The organism is Dyella sp. PARNA 12/25 (assembly GCF_055702865.1).
Map to the genome: position 1 here is coordinate 147,976 of NZ_JBVQCI010000001.1, position 24,570 is coordinate 172,545.

The following is a 24,570-nucleotide window of genomic DNA, read 5'->3' on the forward strand; positions in this document are numbered from 1 at the left end:
CGGCTTTTTTGTGAGGGCCGACGTCAGGCGGTGGTGGCAGGCTCAACCGCTTCGGCCGGCTTGGTGCCGGGTTGAATCGGGTTGCCGTTAGCGGATTGCAGTACGTGATGCCCCAGTGCATGCAAATCCAGCTGATCCACCGGAATCGGTTCGTAATTGGGGCCAAAGGCTACTTCACCAAACTTCCAGCCCGCCGGACGACGCACCGCGCCCCAGAAGCGCTTGAACGCGTTCCAGTGCAGGCCGATCAGGTTGTGGTTGTTGTCATCGTCCACCATCGGATCTCCCACGCCCGTGGGGCGCAGCGGCTCGTTGTAGAGCGCGGTGCCGAACACCACATCCCAGATCGAAAGCACCTGACCGAAATTGCAGTTATGCAGCTTGGGACGAGTCGGATCGACCAGCATGTGGTGCAGGCGGTGGAATTTCGGCGCCACAAACAGACGGCCAAACACTGGCCCGAAGCCGATGCGCACATTGGCATGCGAGAAGTTCTGCACCAGTTCGCCGATCAAGACCAGCCATGCGAACTGCTCAGGCTCCACGCCCATCACAATGCCGACGCTGGCGAGAATCATCGATTGCAGGAAGCCATCAATGAGACTGCCGCGGTCGTTGGTCCAGCAGCTCATCTGGCGCGTGCTGTGGTGCATGCTGTGCAGCGCCCACCACCAGGGCAGCGCGTGCTGCAGGCGGTGCATCCAGTAGTACACCAGGTCGTAGACGAGGTAGTAGCAGGCGAACAACAACCACGGATGCTCCTTCAGCCAAGGCACCCAGTGAGTGAGGGCGAGCGGCGAGGCGCTGGCGTCACTGGGGCCGGTGTCCGGACCGGCAAAATACATGGCGATCGGCGAGAGCATCAGATAGCTGAAGATGGGGAAAATGCCCACCAGCATCAGCACCGTGTATTGGAAGTCGACCTTGGTCAGCTTGCGATCGGCCCATTTCTCCGCAGGCACGATGCTTTCCAGCGGGCGGAAAATGAGACCGATGATGCACAGCTGCAGCGCGGCGATCAGCAACGCGCCCGAGATGTCGTTGGGGTCACCGGCTAACCCTTCCAGGTGCAGAAACTGCAGCACGGGAAGTACGCCATGGCTGGCGAACCAGCTGACCAGATGGGACCACAACTCAGACATCATCGACACCTTGCAAGGGAACAAGTCAGCCCTGCAGATGGAAAATTCAGCGCGATGCGCTCTACAGAACTGGGCGGTTTAGGATACCGCCGATGTGATGGGTGTCTCAATCCGGGAGGATTTTGCGTTGTGCCAGCGCACAGCCGCCAACAGAACTGTAGGTGCGCACTTGTGCGCGACCGCCGCACCACATTGTTACGATTCGCTCGGCTGTAACGCTGCGGTCGCGCACAAGTGCGCTCCTACGAGGGTGCCTTCAGGGTTTGATTCAGTTGGGCCAGTCGCTCGGGTGTACCTACATCCGTCCAGGCGCCGCGGTGGTGGCTGCCACGTAGCTGGCCGTGGGCCATAGCCCTTTCCAGCAGTGGCCTCAGTTTGAAGCGGGGCGGCTTCTGCTGCGCGCCTTCTTCGTGAATGACTTCCTGCCAGTCATTGAGCAGTTCACGGCGAAACACGCCGATGCCGCTGTAAGTGAGGCCCGGTGACGCGCCATCGTCGTGAAGTACACCTTGTTCATCCAGCCTGAAATCTCCGCTCGGGTGATGGGCCGGGTTATCCACCATCAACAGATGAGCGAGGCCGCGTGGTTCCGCGGGCAGGGTGGCGAAGTCCGCATCGGTCCAGACATCGCCGCTGATTACCATGAACGGCTCGGGTCCGAGCAGATTCAGCGCATTGAGCATGCCGCCGCCGGTTTCCAGCGGTGTCGGGCCTTCATACGCATAGCGAATGCGCAGCCTCCAGCGTGAACCATCGCCAAGCACTTCGGGAAACTGATCGGCGAGGTGTGAGGTGTTGATCACCACGTAATGCACGTCGATGGCGGCCAGCTTTTCCAGATGCCACACGATCAACGGTTTGCCACCGACTTCAAGCAGGGGCTTCGGCGTGTGGTTGGTGAGCGGGCGCATGCGTTCGCCCAGGCCGGCGGCGAAAATCAGCGCGTGCCTCATGCGGCGGCCACCTGCGTCAGATCGCGCCCTTCCGCATGTTGTTTCAGAAGTGCCACGAAATCGGCCAACTCCGGATAGGCGCCCGCAACGGTGATGACGTAGTGATAGACGCGCGGCACATCGGTCAGATAACCGGGCTTGCCATCGCGATACCACAATCGATAGAACTGGCCGAGCACGCGGATATGGCGGTGCATCCCGGTGAGGTCGAACCACCGTTGGAAACGCTCGCGGCTGATCGTCTCGTTGATCACACCCGCATCGATCAACCGTAGTCGATACGACGCCACCCAAGCCTCGACGCGCTCGCGCGGCCAAACGATGTAGGCATCGCGCAGCAGCGAGGCAAGGTCATAGGTGATGGGGCCGGCCAGCGCGCCTTGGAAATCGATGATGCCGGGATTGTTGTCGTCGACAATGAGCAGGTTGCGGCTGTGGTAATCGCGATGCACGAAGCAGCGCGGCTGTTCGAGCGCATTGCGGATGATCACGCCGAACGCCGCTTCCAACACATCCCATTCGTCGCAGCTTGGCGTGTGGCCCAGATGGCGCTGGAGAAACCACTCCGGCATCACCTCGAGACCACTGGCCAATAGCGTGTGATCGAAAGATGGCAGATGGGCGTAATCCATGCGCGTCTGCATGCGCAGCAACGCATCCATCGCATCGCTGTAGAGATGGTCGGCAGTGTTGTCGTTCAGTGCTGGCAGGTAGAGGCGGTTGCCAAGGTCTTCGATCAGCAGGAAACCTTGCTCAAGGTCTTTGGCGTGTACCGCAGGCACGTGCAGGCCTGCTGCGGCAAGGCGCTCGCCGATGGCCAACCAGGGACGCGGATCCTCTTTCGCTGGCGGCGAATCCATCACGATCCAGCTCTTGCCGTCATGGTGCGTGCGCCAGTAGCTACGGAAGCTGGCGTCGGAGGAGGCGGGTTCGAGGGTGAGGGTGGCGTCGCCGAGGGATGCGCGGGTCCAGGACAGGCGGGCGGCGGCGCGGGCGGAAGAGTCGGTCATGATGTGCTGCGGGTGGTGATGTAGGCAGCTTAGCTGGTTTTGGCGCCCTCTCCCCTCTGGGGAGAGGGCTGGGGTGAGGGGTGGATGCTCGCGATAACGCGTGTTTCCCTCACCGTCACCCCGGCGCAGGCCGGGGTCCAGTGACTTTGCCCTTGGCTTTGAATTTGGCGATCCCGCCAGCGTGCCGCCTACGCGGCGGGCGTTTCGATCGTCTGCCGACGCTCGAGTCACTTTTCTTTTGCTGGCCCAAAAGAAAAGTAACCCAAAGAAAACGGCCTCAAGAGCGGGGTTGCCGTAGCGTCGTGATTAATACGAGCCTTGCCGTCCCCGAAGCCTTGATCGTCACGATCGCCCGACATGCAGTACGGCTACACCGCAACGCGCCATCGCGAAGAGGACTTAAAGCGATGCGCCGTGCGCGCTTGCTCCCGCTGCCTACTGGAGTGAGGGAGCAGTGCTTCATCACGACAAGTTGTATGCCTTCTCCTCATGCAACGCGAGATCAAGCCCAATCAACTCCTGCTCATCATCCACACGCAACCCCAGCGTCCAGTCAATCAACTTGAGAATCACCAAGCTGAGCACAGCGCTCCACACCACCGTGAAGCCCACACCTTTCGCCTGAATCCACAACTGTCCCCACAAAGATTCGACCGTGCCGAAGCCACCCAGCTTTGGCGAGGCCAACGGGCCCGTAAGCAGAGCCCCAACAATGCCGGCAACTGCGTGCACGCCGAACACATCGAGCGAATCGTCATAGCCGAGTTTGTGTTTGAGGCGCGTCGCGCTGAAGAAGCAGACGACGCCAGCGATCAATCCAAGCACCAACGCGCCACCAGGGCCCGCGGTGCCAGCAGCGGGCGTGACGGCAACTAGCCCGGCAACTGCACCGGAGACGATGCCCAGCACGCTAGCCCGGCGATGCGTAATCCATTCCACGGCAAGCCAGCCCAGGGCAGCGGCAGCAGTGGCAACCTGCGTTGCCAACATCGCCATGCCAGCGCTGCCGTTAGCGGCAACGGCGGAGCCGGCGTTGAAGCCGAACCAGCCCAGCCACAGCAGGCTGGCGCCCATCACGGTGTAGCCGAGGTTGTGTGGTGGCATCGGTACATTGGGATAGCCGCGGCGTTTGCCGATGACCAGACACGCGATAAGTCCGGCAATGCCCGCGTTGATGTGCACCACCGTGCCGCCGGCGAAATCAAGCACGCCCAGATCGCCGAGCAGGGAGCCCGGGCCACTCCACACCATATGTGCCACCGGCAAATAGACGATGGTCAGCCATAGCCCGCTGAACCAGAGCAGTGCGCTGAACTTCATGCGTTCGGCGAATGCACCGATGATGAGCGCGGGTGTGATGATGGCGAAGGTGAGTTGGAACATGACATACACGCTTTCAGGCACCGTCTGGTAGCGCGAATCCGGCTTGAGCCCGTGCAGCAGTACGCGATCCAGTCCGCCGATGAACGAGTGCAGGTTGGTGACGCCGGCATGCATGCCTTCGGTGCTGAAGGCCAGCGAGTAGCCGTAGAGCATCCACAGTATCGTCACTAGCGCCGTGATGGCGAAGCACTGCATCAGGATCGAAAGCAGGTTTTTCGCGCGCACCATGCCGCCGTAGAACAGCGCCAATCCAGGAATGGTCATGAGCAGCACCAGTGCTGTAGCCGTAAGCATCCACGCGGTGTCGCCGCTGTCGATACGAGTTGGCGCTGCCGCTTGCGCCCAAGTGGGTGATGAAGCGAACAGGGCGGTTGCCGCGAGCAGTGATTTGGACGTCTTTCGGTCAAAGCGCATCGACATCGACCTCCTGCGTGCGAATGCGGATGGCCTGTTCCAGTTCACTGACAAAAATCTTTCCGTCACCGATCTTGCCGGTGCGCGCCGCGCCGACAATGGCTTCGATGGCCTGTTCCAACCGCTCGTCGGCCACCGCGACTTCAAGCTTCAGCTTGGGCAGAAAATCCACCACATACTCAGCGCCGCGATATAGCTCGGTGTGCCCGTGCTGGCGGCCAAACCCCTTTACCTCGGTGACGGTCATGCCCGTCACTCCTGCCTCGGTCAGTGCCTGACGCACGTCGTCCAACGTGAACGGTTTGATGATGGCCGTGATCCACTTCATCCCCAACGCTCCCCGTGCGGTGTCTATGTCGCGGTGCAGCAGGATGCGTGCCACAAGGGTGCCCGAGCCTGCACCGCCCCTCACCGTCATTCCTGCGAAAGCAGGAATCCAGTGACTTCAACGGGTTGCGAAAGGCACTGGATCCCGGCTTTCGCCGGGATGACGGTGAGGACGTCGTTTGGGATGAGGAGAAACCGGCCGGTTTGCCCGAAGATAGAGCGTTTGTGGGGATCATCGCCCCCGTTTGGTGCACCGCCGCGGTTTGACCGCTCAGGCATTAATCAGTACCATTTTAGTCCCAATTCACGCAGTCTCCGGTCGCATTCCCATGCTCCGCGTCAGCCGACTCACCGACTACGCCACCGCGGTGATGACCTGCATCGCCGCTCATCCTGACGACGTGCTCAGCACGGCGGAGATTGCTGATGAGGCGCATCTGGAGCTGCCCACCGTAAGCAAATTGCTGAAGCTGCTCGGCCATGCCGGGCTGGTGGAATCGTTCCGTGGCGTTAACGGCGGTTACCGCCTGGCGCGTCCGGCGGGGGAGATCACCCTCGCGCAGATCGTGGAAGCGCTGGAAGGCCCCATCGGCATGACCGAATGCAGTCTGGCCGAAGGCCAATGCGACCGTGAATCGCAATGTGGCGTGCGCACCAATTGGCAGAACGTCAACAACATCGTCGGCAACGCGCTGCGCGCCGTCAGCCTGTCCGACATGCTCAAACCCCCTAGTCGTCGCATCGACGCCCACCTGATCGGATGACCCCCACTCATCCCGCGACCGCTTTCGACGACACGATGACCAACATGACTACCGAAACCACCGACCGCAGCGATACCTCCGCCACACTTCGCGACAACGCCGAAGTCGCCGCCGCGCTGGGCCGCCGCTATGAAGCCGGTTTCGTCACCGACATTGAAACCGACAGCCTGCCGCCTGGCTTGTCCGAAGACATCATTCGCCAGCTCTCCGCGCTCAAGCACGAGCCGGAGTGGATGACCGAATGGCGCCTGCAGGCGTATCGCCATTGGCTGACCATGCCGACGCCGCATTGGGCCAAGCTCAATATTGGTCCGATCGATTTCCAGGCCATCAGCTACTACGCCTCGCCGAAGAATCGTCCGAAATCGCTGGATGAGGTCGACCCCAAGCTGCTCGAAACCTACGACAAACTCGGCGTACCGCTGCACGAGCGGGCCAAGCTCGCCGGCGTGGCGGTGGATGCGGTGTTCGACTCCGTGTCGGTGGGCACCACTTTCCGCAAGGAGTTGGCCGACGTCGGTGTGATCTTCTGCTCGATGAGCGAAGCCATTCGCGAATACCCCGAGCTGGTGAAGAAGTACCTTGGCAGCGTGGTGCCGACGGGCGACAACTACTTCGCGGCGCTCAACTCCGCGGTGTTCTCGGACGGCTCATTCGTGTTCATTCCCAAGGGCGTGCGTTGCCCGATGGAACTGTCCACCTACTTCCGCATCAACGCTGGCCACACCGGCCAGTTCGAGCGCACCATGATCATCGCGGAAGAGGGCGCTTACGTCTCTTACCTCGAAGGCTGCACCGCGCCGATGCGTGATGAAAACCAGCTGCACGCCGCAGTGGTCGAACTGGTGGCGCTGGAGAAGGCGCAGATCAAGTATTCGACGGTGCAGAACTGGTACCCCGGCGACGAGAATGGTGTCGGCGGCATCTACAACTTCGTGACCAAGCGCGGCGACTGCCGTGGCGATGATTCGAAGATTTCGTGGACGCAGGTGGAGACCGGTTCCGCCATCACCTGGAAGTACCCCAGCTGCGTGCTGCGCGGCGATCGCTCGGTGGGCGAGTTCTATTCGGTGGCATTGACACACCATCGCCAGCAGGCCGACACCGGCACCAAGATGATCCATATCGGCAAGGGCACCAAGTCCAAGATCGTGTCCAAGGGCATCAGTGCCGGCCGCAGCAACAACAGCTATCGCGGCCTGGTGAAGGTGGAGAAAGGCGCCGAGGGCGCGCGCAACTACACCCAGTGCGATTCGCTGCTGATCGGCAAGAAGTGCGGCGCGCACACCTTCCCGTATATGGAAGTGAAGAACCCCTCAGCCATCGTCGAACACGAAGCGACTACCTCCAAGATTTCCGACGATCAGCTGTTCTATTGCCGCAGTCGCGGTATCGGCGAGGAAGACGCCGTGTCGATGATCGTCGACGGCTTCTGCAAGCAGGTGTTCCGCGAATTGCCGATGGAGTTCGCCGTGGAAGCCAAGAAGCTGCTGGAAGTGTCGCTGGAAGGCGCGGTCGGCTGATCCCGTTTCGCGCCGCCACACCGAATCAAAACCAATCATTGAATATGCGACGCCACCGCGTCGCCAGACGAAGAAACCGCCATGCTGAAGATCGAAAACCTGCACGCCCGCGTCGAGGGCAAGGACATCCTCAAGGGCCTCACGCTCACCGTGAATGCGGGTGAGGTGCACGCGATCATGGGTCCGAACGGCGCGGGCAAGTCCACGCTGGGCAATGTGCTGTCCGGTCGTGACGGCTACGAAGTGACCGAAGGCACCGTGACCTTTAATGGCGTCGATCTGCTGGCGCTGGAGCCCGAGGCGCGCGCCGCCGCTGGCGTGTTCCTGGCGTTCCAGTACCCGGTGGAAATTCCCGGCGTGAACAACACCTACTTCCTGCGTGCCGCGCTCAATGCACAGCGTAAGCAGCGTGGTGAGAAGGAGCTGGATTCCATGCAGTTCCTCAAGCTGGTGCGCGAGAAGCTGAAGATTATGCAGATCTCCGACGAGCTGCTGCATCGCGCGGTGAACGAAGGGTTCTCCGGTGGCGAGAAGAAGCGCAACGAGATCTTCCAGATGGCCGTGCTGGAGCCCAGGCTGGCGATTCTCGATGAGACCGATTCCGGCCTCGACATCGATGCACTCAAGCAGGTGGCGCAGGGCGTGAACGCGTTGCGCTCGGCCGAGCGTGGCTTCCTCGTTATCACCCACTACCAGCGTCTGCTTGATTACATCGAGCCGGATTTCGTGCATGTGCTGGCTGACGGCCGGATTGTGGAGAGCGGCGACAAGACGCTGGCGTTGAAGCTGGAAGAACACGGCTACGCCTGGGTGGCAGACAAGGATCCCGCACTGACCGGAGCTTCGGCATGAGCGAGCCGCAGCGCACGCCTTTCGTCGATTCGCTGCTGGAAGCGGCAGCGCAGACGCGCTTGCCCGGTAGTGCCATCGGCTGGCTCGACGCGGCACGTCGCGAAAACCTCGAAGCTTTCGCTGCCGCGGGCCTGCCGGATACGCGCATGGAGGCCTGGAAGTACACCGCGCTACGCGCGCTGGGACAGCGCCGCTTTGCGCCGGGCGATACGCAGGCCGTTACTCGTGAGGTGGATGCCGCTGCATTTGCCTTGCCGGGCATCGACGGCCCGGCCCTGGTCTTCGTCAATGGCGTGTTCCGTGCAGATCTGTCGCGCACGGATTCGTTGCCTGCCGGCCTGAGCCTGCAGCCGCTGTCGCAGGCGCTGCAGGGTGATGCGGAGCCGCTGCGCTTTGCTCTGTCGCGCCACTATCGCGAGGGCGGTGACGTGTTTGCCCGCCTCAACGCAGGATTGGCTGGCGATGGCGTGGTGTTGCGTGTGGCTGCTGGCGCGAAGATCGCGCAGGCGGTGCATCTCCTCTTTGTTGGTACGTCCGCCGAAAGCGATCTCGCCTGGCATGTGCGCCACGTGATCGAACTCGGCGAGAGTGCCGAGTTGTCGGTGGTTGAGCATCACGCCACCAGCGGCGAGCAGCAACATCTCGGCACGCAGGTGGCTGATGTCGTGCTGCGCGAAGGTGCGAAGCTGCGCCATGTCACGCTGCAGGAATCCGCTGCCGGCAGCACGCTGGTGCGCAACGCCAACCTTCAGCTGGACGCCCGTGCCCAAGCGTCGCTCTATGTGCTGGAGCTGGGTGGTGCACTGGTGCGTCACGATCTTCATGCGACATTGGCTGGCGATGAGTCGCGACTGGAAACGCGCGGCGTGTTCGTGCTCAACGGTCGTCAACATGTGGACACCCAGATGGCCATTTGCCATCAGGGTCTCAATACGACTTCTGATTCGGTGTGGCGCGGTGTGGCCGACCAGCGTTCGCGCGGCGTGTTCCGCGGCGCCATCGTGGTGGCGCAGGGCGCCGATGGCAGCGATGCCAGCCTGAGCAGCAAGAACCTTTTGCTGTCCGGGCAAGCCGAGATCGATACCAAGCCCGAGCTGGAAATCTACGCAGACGAAGTGAAGGCAGCCCACGGCGCGACGGTCGGTCAGCTCGACGAACGCTCGCTGTTTTACCTGCGCTCGCGAGGCATTCCGCTGACCGATGCGCGGGCCATGCTTACGGCAGCGTTCTGCCGTGCCGTGTTCGAGTCGATTCCCGATGAGCCCCTGCGCGAGCACCTCAATCATCAGTTGATGGCCCATCTGCCTTCCGCATAAGGCGGGGCAGTAGGCAATAAGGCGAAACGAAACCGATGAACGCACAGACCAAACCGAGCCCGACCGTTTTCGACGTGCAGAGTATCCGCGCCGATTTCCCCTTGCTGTCGCGCACCGTGCACGACAAGCCGCTGATCTATTTCGACAACGCCAATACCAGCCAAAAGCCGCAGAGCGTGATCGAGGCGGTGGATGACCACTACCGCATGCACAACGCCAACGTGTCGCGTTCTGTGCATCAGATTGGCGAGGAAGCCACGGCGGCTTACGAAGGCGCTCGCGACAAGCTGGCGCGTTTCATCAATGCCGGCTCCCGCAATGAGCTGGTGCTGACCTCGGGTACCACCCAGTCGATCAACCTTGTGGCCTACAGCTATGCGTTGCCGCGACTGAAGGCGGGTGATGCCATTCTCACCACGCAGATGGAGCACCACGCCAACATCGTGCCGTGGCAGCTGGTGGCTGAACGAGCGGGCGCGACGGTGAAGCCGGCACCGATCAATGAGCAAGGCGAGCTGATCGTCGAGAAGTTCATCGAGATGCTCACGCCCGACGTGAAGCTGGCCTGTGTGACGCATGTATCCAACGTGCTCGGCACGGTGAACCCCGTGCGCGAGATCGCCAAAGAGTGCCGCAAGCGTGGCATCCCCTTGCTGGTGGACGGTTCGCAGGCCGTGCCGCATCGACCGGTCGACGTGCAGTCGCTGGGTTGCGATTTCTATGCGCTGACCGGCCACAAGATGCTGGCACCCACCGGCACGGGTGCACTGTGGGCGCGCAAGGAGCATCTCGAAGCGATGCCACCGTTCTTCGGTGGCGGTGAAATGATTCGCGAAGTGCGTTTCGACGGCACCACGTTTGCGGAGCCGCCGCACAAGTTCGAGGCCGGTACGCCGAACATTGCCGGATTCGTAGGCTTGGGCGCGGCCATCGACTACTACGAGTCCGTTGGCTTCGAAGCCATCCACGCGTGGGAGCAGCAGTTGCTGGCCTATGCCACGGAACGTCTGCGTGCCATTCCCGGCTTGCGCATCTTCGGCGAGGCCAAGGAGAAGGAGCCGGTGATCTCGTTCCTGATCGAAGGAGCACAGGCCACCGACCTTGCCACGCTGCTGGACCTGCAGGGCGTGGCCGTGCGCTCGGGCCACCATTGCGCTCATCCTTTGATGCAGTTCTACGGTGTGCCCGCCACGCTGCGTGCCTCGCTGGCGTTCTACAACACCCGCGAAGAGATTGATGCCTTCGTCACCGCCTTGCTCAAGGTTCGCAAGCTGTTGATGTGACAGCCGGAGCGGGCCTGTTTGCAGCAGGTCCGTTGAGAAGGTCCATTGCCGCCCCCACGGAGTTCTTCACATCCCCGGGAGGCAGGCTATGGACGGTACCTGGCAGTTGGCTCAGATGAACGTTGGCACCCTGGTCGCGGATGCGGATGATCCGGTGGTGCAGCCCTTCATGAATGCACTGGCGGAGATCAATGCATTGGCCGAGTCCAGCCCTGGTTTCGCGTGGCGTCTGAAGGACGATGTTTCGGGTGGTGCTACCAGCATTGCCGTCGCCGCCGATCCACGATTCATCGTCAACATGTCGGTGTGGGAAAGCGTCGAGGCGCTGTTCGAATTCGTCTATCGCAGCGCGCACACCTCGATCATGGCGCGCCGACGCGAGTTCTTCACCAAGCCACTGGAAGGTCGCGCCTATCAGGTGCTGTGGTGGGTGCCTGCTGGCGAGGAGCCCACCATTGCCGATGGCCTTGCCAAGTTATGGCATCTCGACCGCTTTGGGCCGACACCGTTGGCCTTTACGTTTAAGCAACGCTTTGCTCCGCCAGGTGATGTGACGATTGCCATCGAAGGGGAGCAGCGTCTTGTCAGCGAGACGTAAATTCCACCCCGCCGCCTAGTTGCCTCACGACTTGCTGTCTTTGCTCGCCTTTGCGGGCATGGGCACGCATTTATGGTCGCGAAACAGTGCCCATTCCTCGCACTCGCGCCCGTCAGGGAAGATGCAGAGGCCGCCGGCATTGGCGTTGGCGTCCTTGCGCAGATCCAGATTGCCGCCCAGCTTTTCGCAGTTGACCGACGCTGGGTTCGGCATGCCCACCGAAGCAGATGATGTTGATGAGGTGGCCGGTGCGGTGGTCTGCTGGGTGCTGCAAGCAGCGAGCAGGATCACGGAGAGGGCGATCAGGGCAGCTTTCATGACACTTCCTTGAGACGAGTGCTTCACTATAGCCAGCCGTGCGTCATGAAGCTGTCGGGGTTTTCCGTTGCACGCAGGCGGCAAGCTTGCCGTGGTTACCGTCGTGCAGAGAGATGGGCGACGGATTGTTGCTGGCGTATAAAAAAAGGCCCGTGCTTGTGCACGGGCCTCTTATTGCGAGCGATGACCATGCTGCCAAAGCGGCAGCGCGTCTTACCAGATCTTCACCTGCTTCTCGCCCTCACGCACCATCTTGTCGCCCGCCTTGCACTGGAATGCCTGTGCAAAGGCCGGCATGTTCGACGGCGCGCCGATGGCACGGAACTGCGCCGGCGCGTGCGGATCGGTGTTGAGCAGGGTGAGCTGCGCTTCCGGACGGATGCTGCCGCGCCACACGCGCGCCCAGTTGAGGAAGAAGCGCTGATCCTGCGTGTAGCCGTCGATCTTGCTCTTGGCTTCCGCCGGATTGCGGGCCAGTGCCATCTGCAACGCATCGTACGCCGCATTGAGGCCACCGAGGTCGCCGATGTTCTCGCCCATCGTCAGCTTGCCGTTGACGAACTTGCCCGGCAGCGCTTCGTAGCCGTTGAACTGGTCGGCCAGCTTGTCGGTGCGCGCGTCGAAGGCCTTGCGGTCGTCGTCAGTCCACCAGTTGCTGTTGTTGCCCTGTGCGTCGAACTTGCTGCCCTGGTCGTCGTAGCCGTGACCCATCTCGTGGCCGATCACCGCGCCGATACCGCCATAGTTGAGCGCGTCATCCGCCTTGGCCGAGAAGAACGGCGGCTGCAGGATGGCGGCAGGGAACACGATTTCGTTCTTCTGCGGGCTGTAATAGGCGTTCACCGTCTGCGGTGTCATGCCCCATTCGGTGCGATCCACCGGCTTGCCGATCTTGCCCACCATGTAGTCGTAGTTGAACTTGTCGGCGGCCTGCACGTTCTCGAAGTAGCTGGCGGCCGGCTTGATGGTGAGGCCTGCCCAGTCACGCCATTGGTCGGGGTAGCCGATCTTCGGTGTGAACGAGGCCCACTTTTCCAGCGCCTTCTGCTTGGTGGCGTCGCTCATCCACGGCAGGTTTTCGATGCGCGTCTTGTAGGCGGCGCGAAGGTCGGCCACCAGCTGCTGCGCCCGCACCTTGGATGCCGGAGAGAATGTCTGCGCCACGTAAAGCTGGCCAAGCGCCATGCCCATGCCGCCTTCTACGGAGTCGAGCGTGCGCTTCCAGCGCGACTTCATTTCCTTCTGGCCGTTGAGCGTCTTTGCGTTGAACGCAAAGTCCTCCTGCTGGAACGGCGTGGAGAGGTAGGGCGCGGCGGCGTCAATGGCGTGGAAGCGCAGGTAGGCCTGCCAATCGCTCACCGACACATCGGCCAACATCTTGTCGAACTCAGCGAAAAACTTTGGCTGCGACAGGGAGAAGCCATCCTTCACTTCAGCACCCTGGGCCTTGAAGAACGCGGCCCATTCGAAGTGCGGCGTTACCTTGTTGGCATCGGCGAGGCTGACGTAGTGGTAGCGGTTCTCCGGCTGGCGCAGTTCGGTGGGCACCAGCGAGGCCGACGCCAGGCGCGTTTCCAGCGCCATCACTGCCTTGGCCTGCACCTGCGCATCGGTGTCACTGACGCCCACCAGCTGCAGCGTGCGCGCGATATGCGCGACATAGGCAGTGCGGATCTTTTCGAAATCCGGCTTGCTGTAATAGTCCGCGGTGGGCAGGCCCAGGCCGCCCTGGCCTGCGTAGGCGATTTGGCGGCTGGAGTCCTTGAAGTCCGGGCTGCCGTAGAAGCGGAAAGCGGCAGGGTGCCCCTGTGCGTAGCTATCGGTGATGTAGGCGACGATATCGCTGGTGTTCTTCAGCGCATTGATACGCGCCAGCTCCGGCTTCATCGGGTCATAGCCCACTTTCTCGATGGCGGCTTCGTTCATGCCCGAGGCATAGAAGTAGCCGATCTTCTGTTCGATGGAGCCCGGCTTGGCTTGGGCTGCGCTCTTCGCGGCCTTTTCAACGATGCCGTGCTGCACATTCAGGCTGTCTTCGCGCAGCGAATCAAACGAACCCCAGCGCGTGCGGTCGTCAGGAATCGGGTTGGCGGCAAGCCATTTCGCATTGACGAAGCCGTTGAAGTCGTTGCAGACATCCTTTTGGGCATCCAACTCCTTCACATCGAACGAGCCGTTGGGGGCGGCCAGTGCACCCATGCACATGGCCATGCCGACCGCCAGCGCGAGCGGTTTCATAATGCGGTTCTTCATGCGGATCGTCTCTCCCTCTGTATGAGCCGCGCGACCGGGTCATCCGGCCGGCTGGCTTTGGTGCATCAATAGCCGAGGCTAGTCACCGCAGCAGATTTCGGCCCAGTGTCGAAGGTCATGTTGGCGTAAGGTTCGCCGTTTTTTAGGCAGCGAGGGGGAAACTCAGCTGCACCATCAAGCCCGGTCGCGCGTCGCCCAGCGAAAGCTGTATGCCGTGCAGGTCCGCCACGGCGCTGACCAGGGCCAGGCCCAGCCCGCTGCCTGGCGAGCTGCGGCTGCTGTCCAGGCGCACGAAGCGACGAAGCACGCGTTCGCGGTCTTCCTCAGGTATGCCGGGGCCGGAGTCGGTGACGCGGCCGATAAGGTGGTCGGCGGTGCTGCGCAGATCCAGGTGGATGCAAGAGCCCACCGGCGTGTGGTGCAGGGCGTTCTCGATCAGGTTGGCCAGCATCTGGGTAAGCAGCACCTGGTCCCCGCGCAGGTGACGACCCGCCTCGATGTCCGCGGAGAGTTGCTGGCCAAGGTCCTCGGCCACCGGACGATAGGTTTCGGCCAGCGTGTCGAACAGCGCCGATAGATCCAGCTGCTCGAACCCCGAACGGCGTTGCCGCGACTCCACACTGGCGATGCGCAGCAGGGCGCGGAAGGTGGCCAACAGATCGTCGACTTCGGTCAGGGCGCGTTGCACGCTGTCACGCAATTCGGCTTCGTTCGTGCGGGGATCGGTGCCCGCTTCGAGGCGCTGGCGCATGCGCATCAGGGGCGTTCGCAGATCGTGGGCAATGTCGTTGGACACCTGACGCATGCCGTCCATCAGCACGTGCATGCGTGTGAGCATGCGATGGAATCGGTTGGCGAGGCGATCGAACTCGTCGTCCTTGCCGGAACGGGTGACGACGAAATCCGCTTCGCCTTCCAGTGCCCGCTCGGCGAGCTCGCCCAACGCATCGATGCGCCGCATGTACAGCCAGCCGCCGATGCCGCCCGTCAAAAGCACGAGCAGCAGCGCGGAGAGCCCTATCTCCAGAAAGCGCCGGCTCAGCAGCTCACTCAGTTCCACCACGCTGCGGTTGTCGCTGCCGGCGATGAGCCAGCGGCCGTCCGGCAAGCGAGTGGCATACAGGTGCACCTCATCCGCATCACTGTTGTCTTCGCCCAGCGCGCCCTGCAGCGGCACGGTTTGCCAGCCCGCAGCGGTGGGGTGATAGCTGAGATTGCCGGCGATGCGGCGACCGCTGGCGTCCGCAAGCAGGTAGTAGTCCGGCCCCAACGGCATGACGGCGACACGCTGACGAATCTGCATATCCAGGGTGCCGTCCTCCGCGGCCTGGAGCAGGCTGGCCATATCGGTCTTCACGTTGGCGCGCAGCTGGGCTTCGGCGTACTCGCCAACACTCCACCATGCGATGCCGAGCAACGCCGCTACCAGCACCGCGAACAGCGACGCCTGGATCAGCGTCATGCGGAATGCAGCGCTGCGTAGCGGATTAATCCTCGACACGAAGGCAGTATCCGGCGCCGCGCACGGTATGCAGCAATTCCTGCGCAAATCCACGATCGATTTTGTTGCGCAGTCGGCTGATGTGCGTTTCGATCACGCTGGTTTGCGGATCAAAGTGGAATTCCCACACGTGCTCGAGCAGCATGCTGCGGGTCACCACGCGGCCCTGATGCGTCATCAGGTATTCCAGCAAGCGGAACTCCCGGGGTTGCAGTTCCACGAGCTGGCCGGCGCGTCGCACTTCGCGCGTGATGCGGTCAAGTTCAAGGTCCGCGACGCGCAGCAAGGTCGTGTGCTCCGCCATGTGCGGACGGCGTGACAGGGCGGCAAAGCGCGCGCGCAGTTCGATCATGGCGAATGGTTTTGTCAGGTAGTCGTCAGCGCCGGCATTGAGCCCTTCGACGCGATCGTTCACCTCGCCAAGCGCAGACACCATCAGCACCGGCGTCTCGCGACCGGCATTGCGCAACTCGCGCACCATGGATACGCCGTCCAGGTGAGGCAGCATGCGGTCGACGATGATCACGTCGTAGCGCTCGCGTGCGGCCATGGTCAGCCCGGCATAGCCATCGTGCGCATTGTCGATATGTGTGGTGTTCGCGTGGAGGCCGGCCGCAATGTGCGCGGCGGTATCGCGATCATCCTCCACGATAAGGACTCTCATGGGTGGTACTCCAATGTCTTGCCTGTGAACAGGCCCTGGCTTCCTTACCGATAGGTAAGGCCTCTGCATCCTGCTAGTCATAGCAGTTCCCTAATGTCGGTTGGATGACAGCGCACGCCGGTTGCTCAACGGCGTGACGCAAGACCGTATCCGCGTTCATTCACCGAAGGGTTTTTCCATGGCAGCAATACGTGCAGGCAGCATTCTCGTGGGCGTCGCTGCGTTGACAGGTGCAAGCCTGGCACACGCCGCCGGCTCCGCTTCGCTCAAGGGCGTGGTCGAAAGTGATCACCATCCGGTAGCCGGCGCACAGGTGGCGCTGACCGAACTGAACCGCAGCGTGGTGACCGGCAACGACGGCAGCTATCAGCTGGAGGGCATCGAGCCCGGCAACTACAACTTGGTGGTGAGCGCCGATGGACAGGCGCCGGTGCAGCGCCAGGTGGCACTGCGTCGCGACCAGACCATCGAGCAGGACGTGGAATTTGCGGGCGCGGCGAAGACCCTGCAGGCACTCAGGGTGACAGCGCAGACCACCCCGCTGGAGATGGCGCGCAGCATCCAGCAGGATGCGCCGAACATCGTGAACGTGCAGCCCGCGACCGAAATCCGCAAGCTGCCCGACGTGAACGCCGCTGAGGCGGTGCGCCGCATTCCTGGCATTTCTCTGGAGAGCGACACGGGCGAAGGTCGCTTCATCAATATTCGTGGCCTGGACGCCGATCTCAACGGCGCAACGTTCGACGGCGTACGTTTGCCGCCCACCAATCTCGCCTCGCCGATGGGTGGTGGCCGCGCGGTGGCGTTCGACTCGATTCCCACCGGCCTGATCGGCGCCATCACGGTGACCAAGACCAATACGCCAGATCAGGACGCCGAGGCTCTCGGTGGTGCTATTGAAATCACACCCAAGCAGGTGCCGCCCGGCAAAGACAAGTTCCTCGAAGTGGAGGTGGGCACTGGTCTAGAAAACCTGCGCGATACGCCGATCAAGGACTACCAGCTGAGCGGCGGCGGTCGCTTTGGTCCGAGCAACGCCTTCAGCTTCATCGGCACCATCGCGTATTACGAAGACAAGCGCGGCGTCGACGATATCGAAGGCTCCTATGCGGACGACCAGGCCAACGGCACGCCCGACAAGGTGATGAACGACTTCGAGCAGCGCTACTACCAGTACCACCGCCGTCGTCTGGGTTATGGCGGCGAGCTGGACTATCAGCCCGACGACGACAATCGCTGGTACGTGCGTTACTTCAAGGCGGGCTACACCGAGTCGGTGAGCCGTCAGCGCCTCACCTACAACATGTTCGGTGGCGGCACGGGTTCGGTCACGTTCGATCCGTCTAACCCAAAGGGTTTCATCGACCCCAATGTCACCTTCGACAAGACACTGCGCGATGAGCAGGAAACCATCGCGACGCGCGTGGCCAGCATCGGTGGGGAGAACCACTTCCAAAGCTTCAAGATCGACTACCTGCTGGCGGCGACCTACGGCTCGTACAACAAGCCGTACGACTACAACAGCACGTTCGCCAACGCCAACACCTACACGGTGGCGTACGACAACATCAGCGATCCGCGCTACCCGCGCTTCAATCCGCTCAATGGCAATCCGCTGGATCCGACGGCGTACACATTCTCGGATTTCCAGAACAGCACCGAGCACGACCACGACCAGGAATACACCGGCGCGTTCAACGTCACCATTCCCACCAACTGGTTCGAAGGCAGCGACGAAAACGTCAAGTTCGGCGTCAGCGCACGCAAGCGTGACCGCCATGGGGAGATCACCCGCTTCGACGGCGCACCGCCGGCCTTGCCGATGACGCAGTTCATTTCCGGCAAGCCAATCACGTACTACGACAATCACTACCAGAACGGCTACAACCTCTACGGGCCGGGGTTGCGCAGCTACTACATCAACAACCAGGGCCTGTTCCCGGAAGTGAATCCACTGGCTGACCAGCAGGCGGAAGCGCAGGGCGCATCGAACGGCAAGGAAAACGTCTACGCCGTGTATGGCCAGTATCAGTTCAAGCCCGTCGAAAAGCTGGACGTGCTGACCGGCGTGCGCTGGGAGCGCACGGTGGCCACTTACGGCGGCAACCAGGTGCTGCTGGATCCGAACACGGGTGCGTTTGCCGGTTCCACGCCGATTGCAATCAATCACAACTACAACAATTTCTTCCCGACGGTGCAGCTGCGCTATGAGTTCCAGGAGCAGTTGATCGGCCGCGCGGTCTACTCCAAGACCATCGCTCGCCCCGGCTTCAACCAGGCCACCGCCTCGACGCTGATCGATCCGGCGGCCGACAACGTGACGCAAGGCAACCCCAACCTCAAGCCGACCACCAGCGACAACTTCGACTTCTCGCTGGAGTACTACCTCGACAACGGCGGCATTGCGTCGGTGGGTCTGTTCGACAAGGAATTGAGCAACTACATCGTCAACAAGGAAGAAAGCGGCGTGACGTTCCCGAACAACGGGTTGTTCGCCGGCTTCACCGGGGCGGCCAAGGTCTACACTTTTGCCAACCTCAATAGTGCCCACGCGCGTGGCATCGAGCTGAACTATCAGCAGAAGTTCACCACGCTGCCGGGTTGGCTGGCTGGTTTCGGCCTCGGCGCCAACTACACCTATGTGGACTCCAGCGGCGAGATCCGCCCGGGCCAGCACGAGCAACTGCCGTCCACGTCGCGCAACACCGGCAACTTCATGGTCTTCTACGACCTGGGTGGTTTCAGCGCGAATCTCGGCGCGTACTACGTCAGCAAGAACATCTTCGGTGTCGGCAGCTCGTCGGCCACGGATGTCTGGTCGCAGCCGCGCTTCTCGCTGGATCTGGGTGCGACCTATACCTTCGACGATCAGTGGTCGGTGTTCTTCAACGCCAAGAACCTCACAAATACGCGTCTGAAGTTCACCGAAGGCCCGGCCAGCGATCGCCCGATCCAGCGCGAGTTCTACGGCCAGACGTTCATCGCCGGCGTTCGTTTCAAGCTCTGATCCCCTTTTGATCCGCAGGAAATACACATGAACAAATCTTTTCTCCGTTGCATGCCTCTCGCGCTTTGCCTGGCCGCCGCACTGGCCGCTCCTTCCATGGCCGCTGCACCTGAGATGCCGTATGCCGTAACCCAGCACTACACGTTGGGTGGTCCGGGCGGCTGGGATTACCTGAGCCTCGATGCGGCCGCGCATCGCCTGTTCATCGCCCGCGATGACCGCGTGATGGTGGTGGATGCGGCGTCGGGCAAGTTGCAGGGTGAGGTGCCGGGCATGCAGCACGCGCATGGTGTCGCTCTGTTGCCGGCGAAGCATCAGGCGTTCGTGAGCAACGGCCACGGTGACAACGTCACGGTGGTGGATACGGACGCGCTCAAGGTCACCGGTCATATCGCCATCAGCGGCAAGGATCCGGACGCCATCGTGTTCGATGAGGCCTCCGGTCATCTGCTGACCATGAATGGCCATAGCAGCAACATCAGCGTCATCGATGCGCAGGCCGGCAAGGAACTAGCGACGATCGCGGTGCCGGGCCGCCCGGAATTCGCGGTGAGCGATGGCACCGGCCAAGTGTTCCTCAATCTCGAAGACAAGAGCCAGCTGGTGCGGGTGGATCTTGCCAACAAGAAAGTGCTGAACGTGTGGCCGCTGTCACCGTGCGACGGCCCGACCGGCCTCGCCCTGGATAAGGCCAATCATCGACTGTTCTCGGTGTGCGCCAACGGCTGGATGATCGTGACCGATGCCAACGATGGCCATCAGGTAGCCAAGATTGCGATCAGCAAGGATCCGGACGCCGTGGTGTTCGACGCACAGCGCAAGGTCATTCTGAGCCCGGGTGAAGAGGGCAAGCTCAGCGTGGTGGCCCAGGATGATGCGGATCACTATCACCTGGTGGGCAACCTGCCGACCCAGCCGAGCGCGCGCACACTGGCGCTTGATCCGCAGACGCACACGGTTTATCTCGCCGCTGCCACGGCGGCGACCAAGGGCAAGCCGGTGGAAGGTTTTGGCTTGCTGGTGGTGAGCCCGCGTTGAGCTAGTGCTCCGGCGGCGGGTGCAAGGCTTGCCGCCGGGCAATGCAAACGTGTGAGGTGCGTCGGTTATTTTCCGTCATTCCGGTGCAGACCGGAATCCAGCGGCGGCTGTGCTGGGTTGTCGCGACCGCATGTAGATCGATGATCGACAACGCGACAATCGAGCCTGACGTCACTGGATTCCGGCCTGCGCCGGAATGACAGCTCCTCTGAAATGGCAGGGCTAGATTGACTCCTCACCCAGCCCTCTCCCCGGAGGGGAGAGGGCTGGGGTGCATCGCGATTTCGCGAATGCGCAACCAAGCTATCGGCAGCTTTAAGTCCTCTTCGCGATGGCGCGTTGCGATGTAGCCGCGAGGCGTGTCGTGCGATCGTGGCGATCCGAGCTTCGCAGTCGCCAAAGCTGGTATTCAACACGACGCTACGACAACCTCGCTTTTGAGGCCGTTTTCTTTGGGTTACTTTTCTTTTGGGCCAGCAAAAGAAAAGTGACTCGAGCGCCGGCAGGCGATCGAAACGCCCGCCGCGCAGGCGGCACGCTGGCGATAGCGCAACAACCAAGCGCAAAGCCCATGAACCCCGGCCTGCGCCGGAATGACAACTTTTGCGGGCGAGAGGGGAGATACCGCCTTCCAAGGGTGTCCGAGGCCAACTCACCCGCTATCATTAGCAAATGCCCAGCCCCACCCATCTCACCTTCCGCACCGCGGGCAGCGAAGACATCGCCGCCATCGTCCCCCTGGTCGAATCCGCCTACCGCGGCGAATCCGGCCAACGTGGCTGGACCACCGAAACGCACCTGCTCGACGGCCAGCGCACCGATACCGAAAGCGTCGCCGAGCTGATCGTCCGCGAGGGCAGCATCGTGCTGCTGGCCGAGCAGAACGGCGAGTTGGTGGCGTGCTGCCATATCGAACGACAGGACATAGCCGGTTACTTTGGCATGTTTGCCGTCAATCCCAGCTTGCAGTGCGCAGGCCTCGGCCGTGCCGTGCTGGCGGAAGCCGAACGCGTGGCAAAGAAGGAATGGCAGGCGACCGCCATGCGCATGTCGGTGATCGAGCAGCGTAATGAGTTGATTGCCTGGTACGAGCGCCGCGGTTACCAGCTCACCGGGGAGACGCGTGCGTTTCCTTACGGCCAACCGCGCTTTGGCATTCCGCTGCGCGACGATCTGCGCTTTGTATGGATGAGCAAGCCTCTGCAAGAGGTCACGGCATGAATCTGGCCGACTGGATTTTCGTGGGCACCCGCAGCGAGCTGCTACCGGGCGAATTCAAGGTCGTGTGGGACGGAGACACCGCCATTGCCGTGTACAACATCGACGGCGATCTCTATGCCATCGAAGACGTATGCAGCCACGACGGCGGTGAACTTGCCGGCGGTGATCTGCATGGCTTCGAGGTGGAATGCCCGCGACATGGCGCTCGCTTCGACGTGCGCAGCGGTGCCGTCACCTGTCCACCTGCGTACGAACCGATCGCCAGTTTTCCCGTGCACGAAGTAGACAATCAGATCTGGACGCGCGACGACCGGTAGAAGAGAAGTGAGTGGAGCGAGAGACGAGAGAAAGCGTTTCTTCTCACCAGAACCTATCTCAAATTCGGTAAACCTTGCCTATGGCCCGTCATTCCCGCGAAGGCGGGAATGACATTTGGCTTTTTTTGGCAACTTTCAATTTTGAGAGAGGTTCTACTCGCTGCTGCGCTAAAGCCTGTAAACGAACGCCAGCGTCGTCGTTAACTGGTTGCGCGAACCGTACTCTCGTACCAGCGGACTCGCTGCCGCCTGGCCAAGCAAGCGCGTGTAGTTGATGGCGAAGGCGAACCCCGTGTGCAGACTGGTGGGCATGTAGGCGTCGTATTCGAAGCCAATCTGCTGGCTGCCTGCGCCTGGCGACCACGGCACGGTGTCCAGTTGCATGGCCTGTGTTGGCGTCACGCCGAAAAAGCGACGCATGGCGGGGCCGTTCATCGCCTGCCACTGCACCTGCAGGCTATGGTTGAGATAGCCGATCGCCGGCAGGTCGTAGTCGGCGTACAGGTTGAGATAGGCACCTTCACCCTGTAGGTCATGGCTGAGCGTGCTGCCTAGATTGAGTTGCGCCGTCGCCTGGTACTCAAGGTAGCCGCCCGCGTTGATGCGCGGACCTAGCGACTTGATGACGCCGCCGAGTTTCGACCCTAGCTCTTCGCGATCGCGGCCCCACATGTAGTTGCCGTACAGGCCGCCGCGCCACTTGTCGCCGTGGATGAAATCGACGGTAAGACCGTCGAGTGTCGACAGGGTGATGTGCCACGGCAGCTCGGCCTGGATATAGGGAATCGGCTGATTGCGATGGTCTTTCGATCCCAGCCAGGCGGGTATGCGTTGCATGCCCACGCCGAACAGGTCATTGGGGCCGTCGGTCGGGTTGTCCGCCACAGCGCTTGCTGATGCCGTCAACGCCAGCAGCAGGGCGGTGACGCGCATCAGTGATGCGGGCAGGGAACGACGACGGCTCATTGCAGGTACGACGACTCAGCTGCCGGGTTTGGCGGGCGTTGCAGCGTTGCTGGCGGTGAATTGGACGATGACCCGCTGGCCAATGCGCAGCGACGTCGGCGGCGGCTGATCAAACGCCAGCACGCATTCCACCGTACGTGTGTTGGCGCGGATCAGCGGATCTTCTTCCAGCGCACTGGGACCAAATACGGTGCCGATGCGCTGCACATGCGCGCTCAGCGTGGGCGCGCCACTGCCGCTGTCATCGACCACCTGCGCCGGCATGCCTTCATGCACGGCACTCACGAACGACTCGTTGAGTTCGGCGCGCACGATGCGCGCCTGTTCCGGCAGCAAGACGAAGGCGGGGCCACCCTGCGGTGACACAGCAGCGCCCGGTTGAATGTCGCGCTCCACGATCTGCCCGTCGAACGGCGCCACCAGGGTGCGCTGCGCCAGTTCATAGCGAGCGGCATCGAGCTTCTGCCTGGCCATGGCTTCCGAGGCGCGCGCGTTATCAAGCTCGCCCTGCAGCTGCTGCGCGGCATCCTTCGCGTCATCCGCGCTCTGGCCGTCGCCGGCGCCCGCGGCTGCCGCTGCGGCAAGGCGCGACGCGCGCTGCTGGGATGCCTTGAGGCGAACATCGAGCAGCCGGCCTTGTGCCTGTGCCTGCTTGAGCTCGGCTTCAGCGCCACTTACGGTCAGCTGGGCCGTCTTGGTGTCGAGCACCGCCAACACCTGGCCTTTGTGCACATGGTCGCCTTCACGCACTTTGATCTCGGCCACGATGCCATCGCGCGGCATGCTCAGCTTGAGCAAGCCACCCTCGATATCGATGCGCCCGCGCGCCACCGCGGCGAAGGTAGGGGCCGATGCCGCCGTCGCGGCATTCTTGCTGTTGTCGTTCTGCGAGCAAGCGGCCAGCAACGACGAGGCAAGGGTCAGGGCGAGTAGGGGGTAGAACGGACGCAAAGTCATGCGGAAGATCCCTCGAGGCCTGACGTTGGCGTCGAAATCGGAGATGGCACACGGTCGCTAAGGATACGGCCATCTTCCATGGCCAGCACGCGGTCCGCGTGCCCGACGAGTCGTGGGTCATGGCTGACGCACAGCACGGTGGTGCCGTGCGTGCGCGCAATGCGATGGAGAATATCGATGATGATCTGGCCGTTGGCGGCATCGAGCGCGCTGGTCGGTTCGTCGGCGAATAGCAGATCGGGCTCTTTGGCCAAGGCGCGGGCAATGGCGACGCGCTGCTTTTCGCCGCCGGAAAGCTCGGACGGGCGAAGACTCATGCGCGGCCCCAGGCCCACTTCTTCCAACGAGGCCATGGCGCGGCGGCGCGCTTCTGTGGGTGATAGGCCCAGGTAGCTCAGCGGTAGTTCAACCTGTTCCAGCGCGTTGAGCGCAGGGAACAGGTTGAAGCCTTGAAAGACGAAGCCGGTGTGCAGCAGGCGAAAGCGTTCGACGGCGCGCGTGTCGAGCTGATTCAGATCCTGGCCGAGCGCCAGCACATGTCCGCCGTCCGGGCGCTGCAAGCCGCTGAGAATCGCCAACAGCGTGCTCTTGCCGCAACCGGAGGGGCCGGAGATGAGGGTGAGTTCGCCCGCGCGCACATCCAGCGTGAGGTCGTGCAGCACCGTGCTGGTGATATCGCCGGACGTAAACGACTTGCTGACGTTGCGCGCCTGCAACGACACCGAGGGCTTGGGTTGAGGGACAGCTGACGCGTGATTCATGG

22 protein-coding genes are annotated in these 24,570 nt (G+C 62.2%); 10 read left to right on the top strand and 12 right to left on the bottom strand.

Translation table 11 applies throughout. The features are described 5' to 3' along the window. Nucleotides 1-23 precede the first annotated feature (23 nt). From AC0GUR_RS00635 to AC0GUR_RS00655, 5 genes are all read right to left on the bottom strand, one after another. Entirely contained in the window at nucleotides 24-1,145 is a 1,122-nt protein-coding gene (locus tag AC0GUR_RS00635) for a sterol desaturase family protein (RefSeq protein WP_472875523.1), read from the bottom strand. Nucleotides 1,146-1,384: 239 nt separating this feature from the next. Next, nucleotides 1,385-2,095, bottom strand: a complete 711-nt coding sequence (murU, locus tag AC0GUR_RS00640; RefSeq protein ID WP_472875524.1) for an N-acetylmuramate alpha-1-phosphate uridylyltransferase MurU — start codon at nucleotides 2,093-2,095, stop codon at nucleotides 1,385-1,387. After that, entirely contained in the window at nucleotides 2,092-3,105 is a 1,014-nt protein-coding gene (locus AC0GUR_RS00645; protein ID WP_472875525.1) for an aminoglycoside phosphotransferase family protein, read from the bottom strand. Before AC0GUR_RS00645 ends, murU begins: the two co-directional genes overlap by 4 nt. 462 nt (nucleotides 3,106-3,567) lie before the next feature. Continuing rightward, the gene (locus AC0GUR_RS00650) at nucleotides 3,568-4,902 is read right to left on the bottom strand and encodes an ammonium transporter (RefSeq protein WP_472875526.1); all 1,335 of its coding nucleotides are present in this window, start codon (nucleotides 4,900-4,902) and stop codon (nucleotides 3,568-3,570) included. Then, entirely contained in the window at nucleotides 4,892-5,230 is a 339-nt protein-coding gene (locus AC0GUR_RS00655) for a P-II family nitrogen regulator (protein WP_472875527.1), read from the bottom strand. Before AC0GUR_RS00655 ends, AC0GUR_RS00650 begins: the two co-directional genes overlap by 11 nt. A gap of 328 nt (nucleotides 5,231-5,558) precedes the next feature. On the opposite strand from AC0GUR_RS00655, the gene AC0GUR_RS00660 reads away from it, so the two are divergent. From AC0GUR_RS00660 to AC0GUR_RS00685, 6 genes are all read left to right on the top strand, one after another. Next, on the top strand, nucleotides 5,559-5,993 hold the full coding sequence (locus tag AC0GUR_RS00660; RefSeq protein WP_472875528.1) for an SUF system Fe-S cluster assembly regulator: 435 nt from the start codon (nucleotides 5,559-5,561) through the stop codon (nucleotides 5,991-5,993). Nucleotides 5,994-6,037: 44 nt separating this feature from the next. Next, nucleotides 6,038-7,516, top strand: coding sequence for a Fe-S cluster assembly protein SufB (sufB, locus tag AC0GUR_RS00665; RefSeq protein WP_472875529.1), 1,479 nt, complete (start codon nucleotides 6,038-6,040; stop codon nucleotides 7,514-7,516). An 81-nt stretch (nucleotides 7,517-7,597) separates the two neighbouring features. After that, nucleotides 7,598-8,368 (top strand): Fe-S cluster assembly ATPase SufC, encoded by a 771-nt coding sequence (gene sufC, locus AC0GUR_RS00670; protein WP_472875530.1) that lies wholly within the window; start codon nucleotides 7,598-7,600, stop codon nucleotides 8,366-8,368. Continuing rightward, on the top strand, nucleotides 8,365-9,684 hold the full coding sequence (sufD, locus tag AC0GUR_RS00675; RefSeq protein WP_472875531.1) for a Fe-S cluster assembly protein SufD: 1,320 nt from the start codon (nucleotides 8,365-8,367) through the stop codon (nucleotides 9,682-9,684). Before sufC ends, sufD begins: the two co-directional genes overlap by 4 nt. 35 nt (nucleotides 9,685-9,719) lie before the next feature. Continuing rightward, nucleotides 9,720-10,967, top strand: a complete 1,248-nt coding sequence (locus AC0GUR_RS00680) for an aminotransferase class V-fold PLP-dependent enzyme (RefSeq protein ID WP_472875532.1) — start codon at nucleotides 9,720-9,722, stop codon at nucleotides 10,965-10,967. A gap of 88 nt (nucleotides 10,968-11,055) precedes the next feature. Next, nucleotides 11,056-11,565: a DUF3291 domain-containing protein gene (locus AC0GUR_RS00685; protein ID WP_472875533.1), complete on the top strand. Its 510-nt coding sequence runs from the start codon at nucleotides 11,056-11,058 to the stop codon at nucleotides 11,563-11,565. Nucleotides 11,566-11,589: 24 nt separating this feature from the next. Here AC0GUR_RS00685 and AC0GUR_RS00690 read toward each other — a convergent pair whose 3' ends face one another. From AC0GUR_RS00690 to AC0GUR_RS00705, 4 genes are all read right to left on the bottom strand, one after another. Continuing rightward, complete coding sequence (locus tag AC0GUR_RS00690; protein WP_472875534.1) at nucleotides 11,590-11,883, bottom strand: putative hemolysin; 294 nt, start codon at nucleotides 11,881-11,883, stop codon at nucleotides 11,590-11,592. Between the two features lie 213 nt (nucleotides 11,884-12,096). Then, the gene (locus AC0GUR_RS00695) at nucleotides 12,097-14,136 is read right to left on the bottom strand and encodes a M13 family metallopeptidase (protein WP_472875535.1); all 2,040 of its coding nucleotides are present in this window, start codon (nucleotides 14,134-14,136) and stop codon (nucleotides 12,097-12,099) included. A gap of 142 nt (nucleotides 14,137-14,278) precedes the next feature. After that, a complete protein-coding gene (locus AC0GUR_RS00700) occupies nucleotides 14,279-15,637 on the bottom strand; it encodes a sensor histidine kinase (protein ID WP_472875536.1) in 1,359 nt (452 codons plus the stop codon). Next, nucleotides 15,624-16,301, bottom strand: coding sequence for a response regulator transcription factor (locus AC0GUR_RS00705; protein ID WP_472875537.1), 678 nt, complete (start codon nucleotides 16,299-16,301; stop codon nucleotides 15,624-15,626). The genes AC0GUR_RS00700 and AC0GUR_RS00705 overlap by 14 nt, the downstream gene beginning before the upstream one ends. Before the next feature lie 178 nt (nucleotides 16,302-16,479). Here AC0GUR_RS00705 and AC0GUR_RS00710 point away from each other — a divergent pair, with 178 nt between their 5' ends. The 4 genes from AC0GUR_RS00710 (at nucleotide 16,480) to AC0GUR_RS00725 (ending at nucleotide 21,884) form a co-directional block, all read left to right on the top strand. Next, nucleotides 16,480-19,308, top strand: a complete 2,829-nt coding sequence (locus AC0GUR_RS00710; protein WP_472875538.1) for a TonB-dependent receptor — start codon at nucleotides 16,480-16,482, stop codon at nucleotides 19,306-19,308. A 27-nt stretch (nucleotides 19,309-19,335) separates the two neighbouring features. Beyond that, complete coding sequence (locus AC0GUR_RS00715) at nucleotides 19,336-20,346, top strand: YncE family protein (protein WP_472875539.1); 1,011 nt, start codon at nucleotides 19,336-19,338, stop codon at nucleotides 20,344-20,346. A gap of 672 nt (nucleotides 20,347-21,018) precedes the next feature. Continuing rightward, complete coding sequence (locus AC0GUR_RS00720) at nucleotides 21,019-21,567, top strand: GNAT family N-acetyltransferase (protein WP_472875540.1); 549 nt, start codon at nucleotides 21,019-21,021, stop codon at nucleotides 21,565-21,567. After that, nucleotides 21,564-21,884, top strand: a complete 321-nt coding sequence (locus AC0GUR_RS00725; protein WP_472875541.1) for a non-heme iron oxygenase ferredoxin subunit — start codon at nucleotides 21,564-21,566, stop codon at nucleotides 21,882-21,884. Before AC0GUR_RS00720 ends, AC0GUR_RS00725 begins: the two co-directional genes overlap by 4 nt. Before the next feature lie 168 nt (nucleotides 21,885-22,052). Here the strand turns inward: AC0GUR_RS00725 and AC0GUR_RS00730 are convergent, their stop codons facing one another. From AC0GUR_RS00730 to AC0GUR_RS00740, 3 genes are read right to left on the bottom strand one after another with little or no spacing between them, the layout of a single operon-like run. Beyond that, complete coding sequence (locus tag AC0GUR_RS00730) at nucleotides 22,053-22,850, bottom strand: MipA/OmpV family protein (RefSeq protein WP_472875542.1); 798 nt, start codon at nucleotides 22,848-22,850, stop codon at nucleotides 22,053-22,055. A gap of 15 nt (nucleotides 22,851-22,865) precedes the next feature. Beyond that, a complete protein-coding gene (locus AC0GUR_RS00735) occupies nucleotides 22,866-23,807 on the bottom strand; it encodes an efflux RND transporter periplasmic adaptor subunit (protein ID WP_472875543.1) in 942 nt (313 codons plus the stop codon). After that, nucleotides 23,804-24,568 (bottom strand): ABC transporter ATP-binding protein, encoded by a 765-nt coding sequence (locus AC0GUR_RS00740; protein WP_472875544.1) that lies wholly within the window; start codon nucleotides 24,566-24,568, stop codon nucleotides 23,804-23,806. The genes AC0GUR_RS00735 and AC0GUR_RS00740 overlap by 4 nt, the downstream gene beginning before the upstream one ends. Between the last annotated feature and the right edge of the window lie 2 nt (nucleotides 24,569-24,570).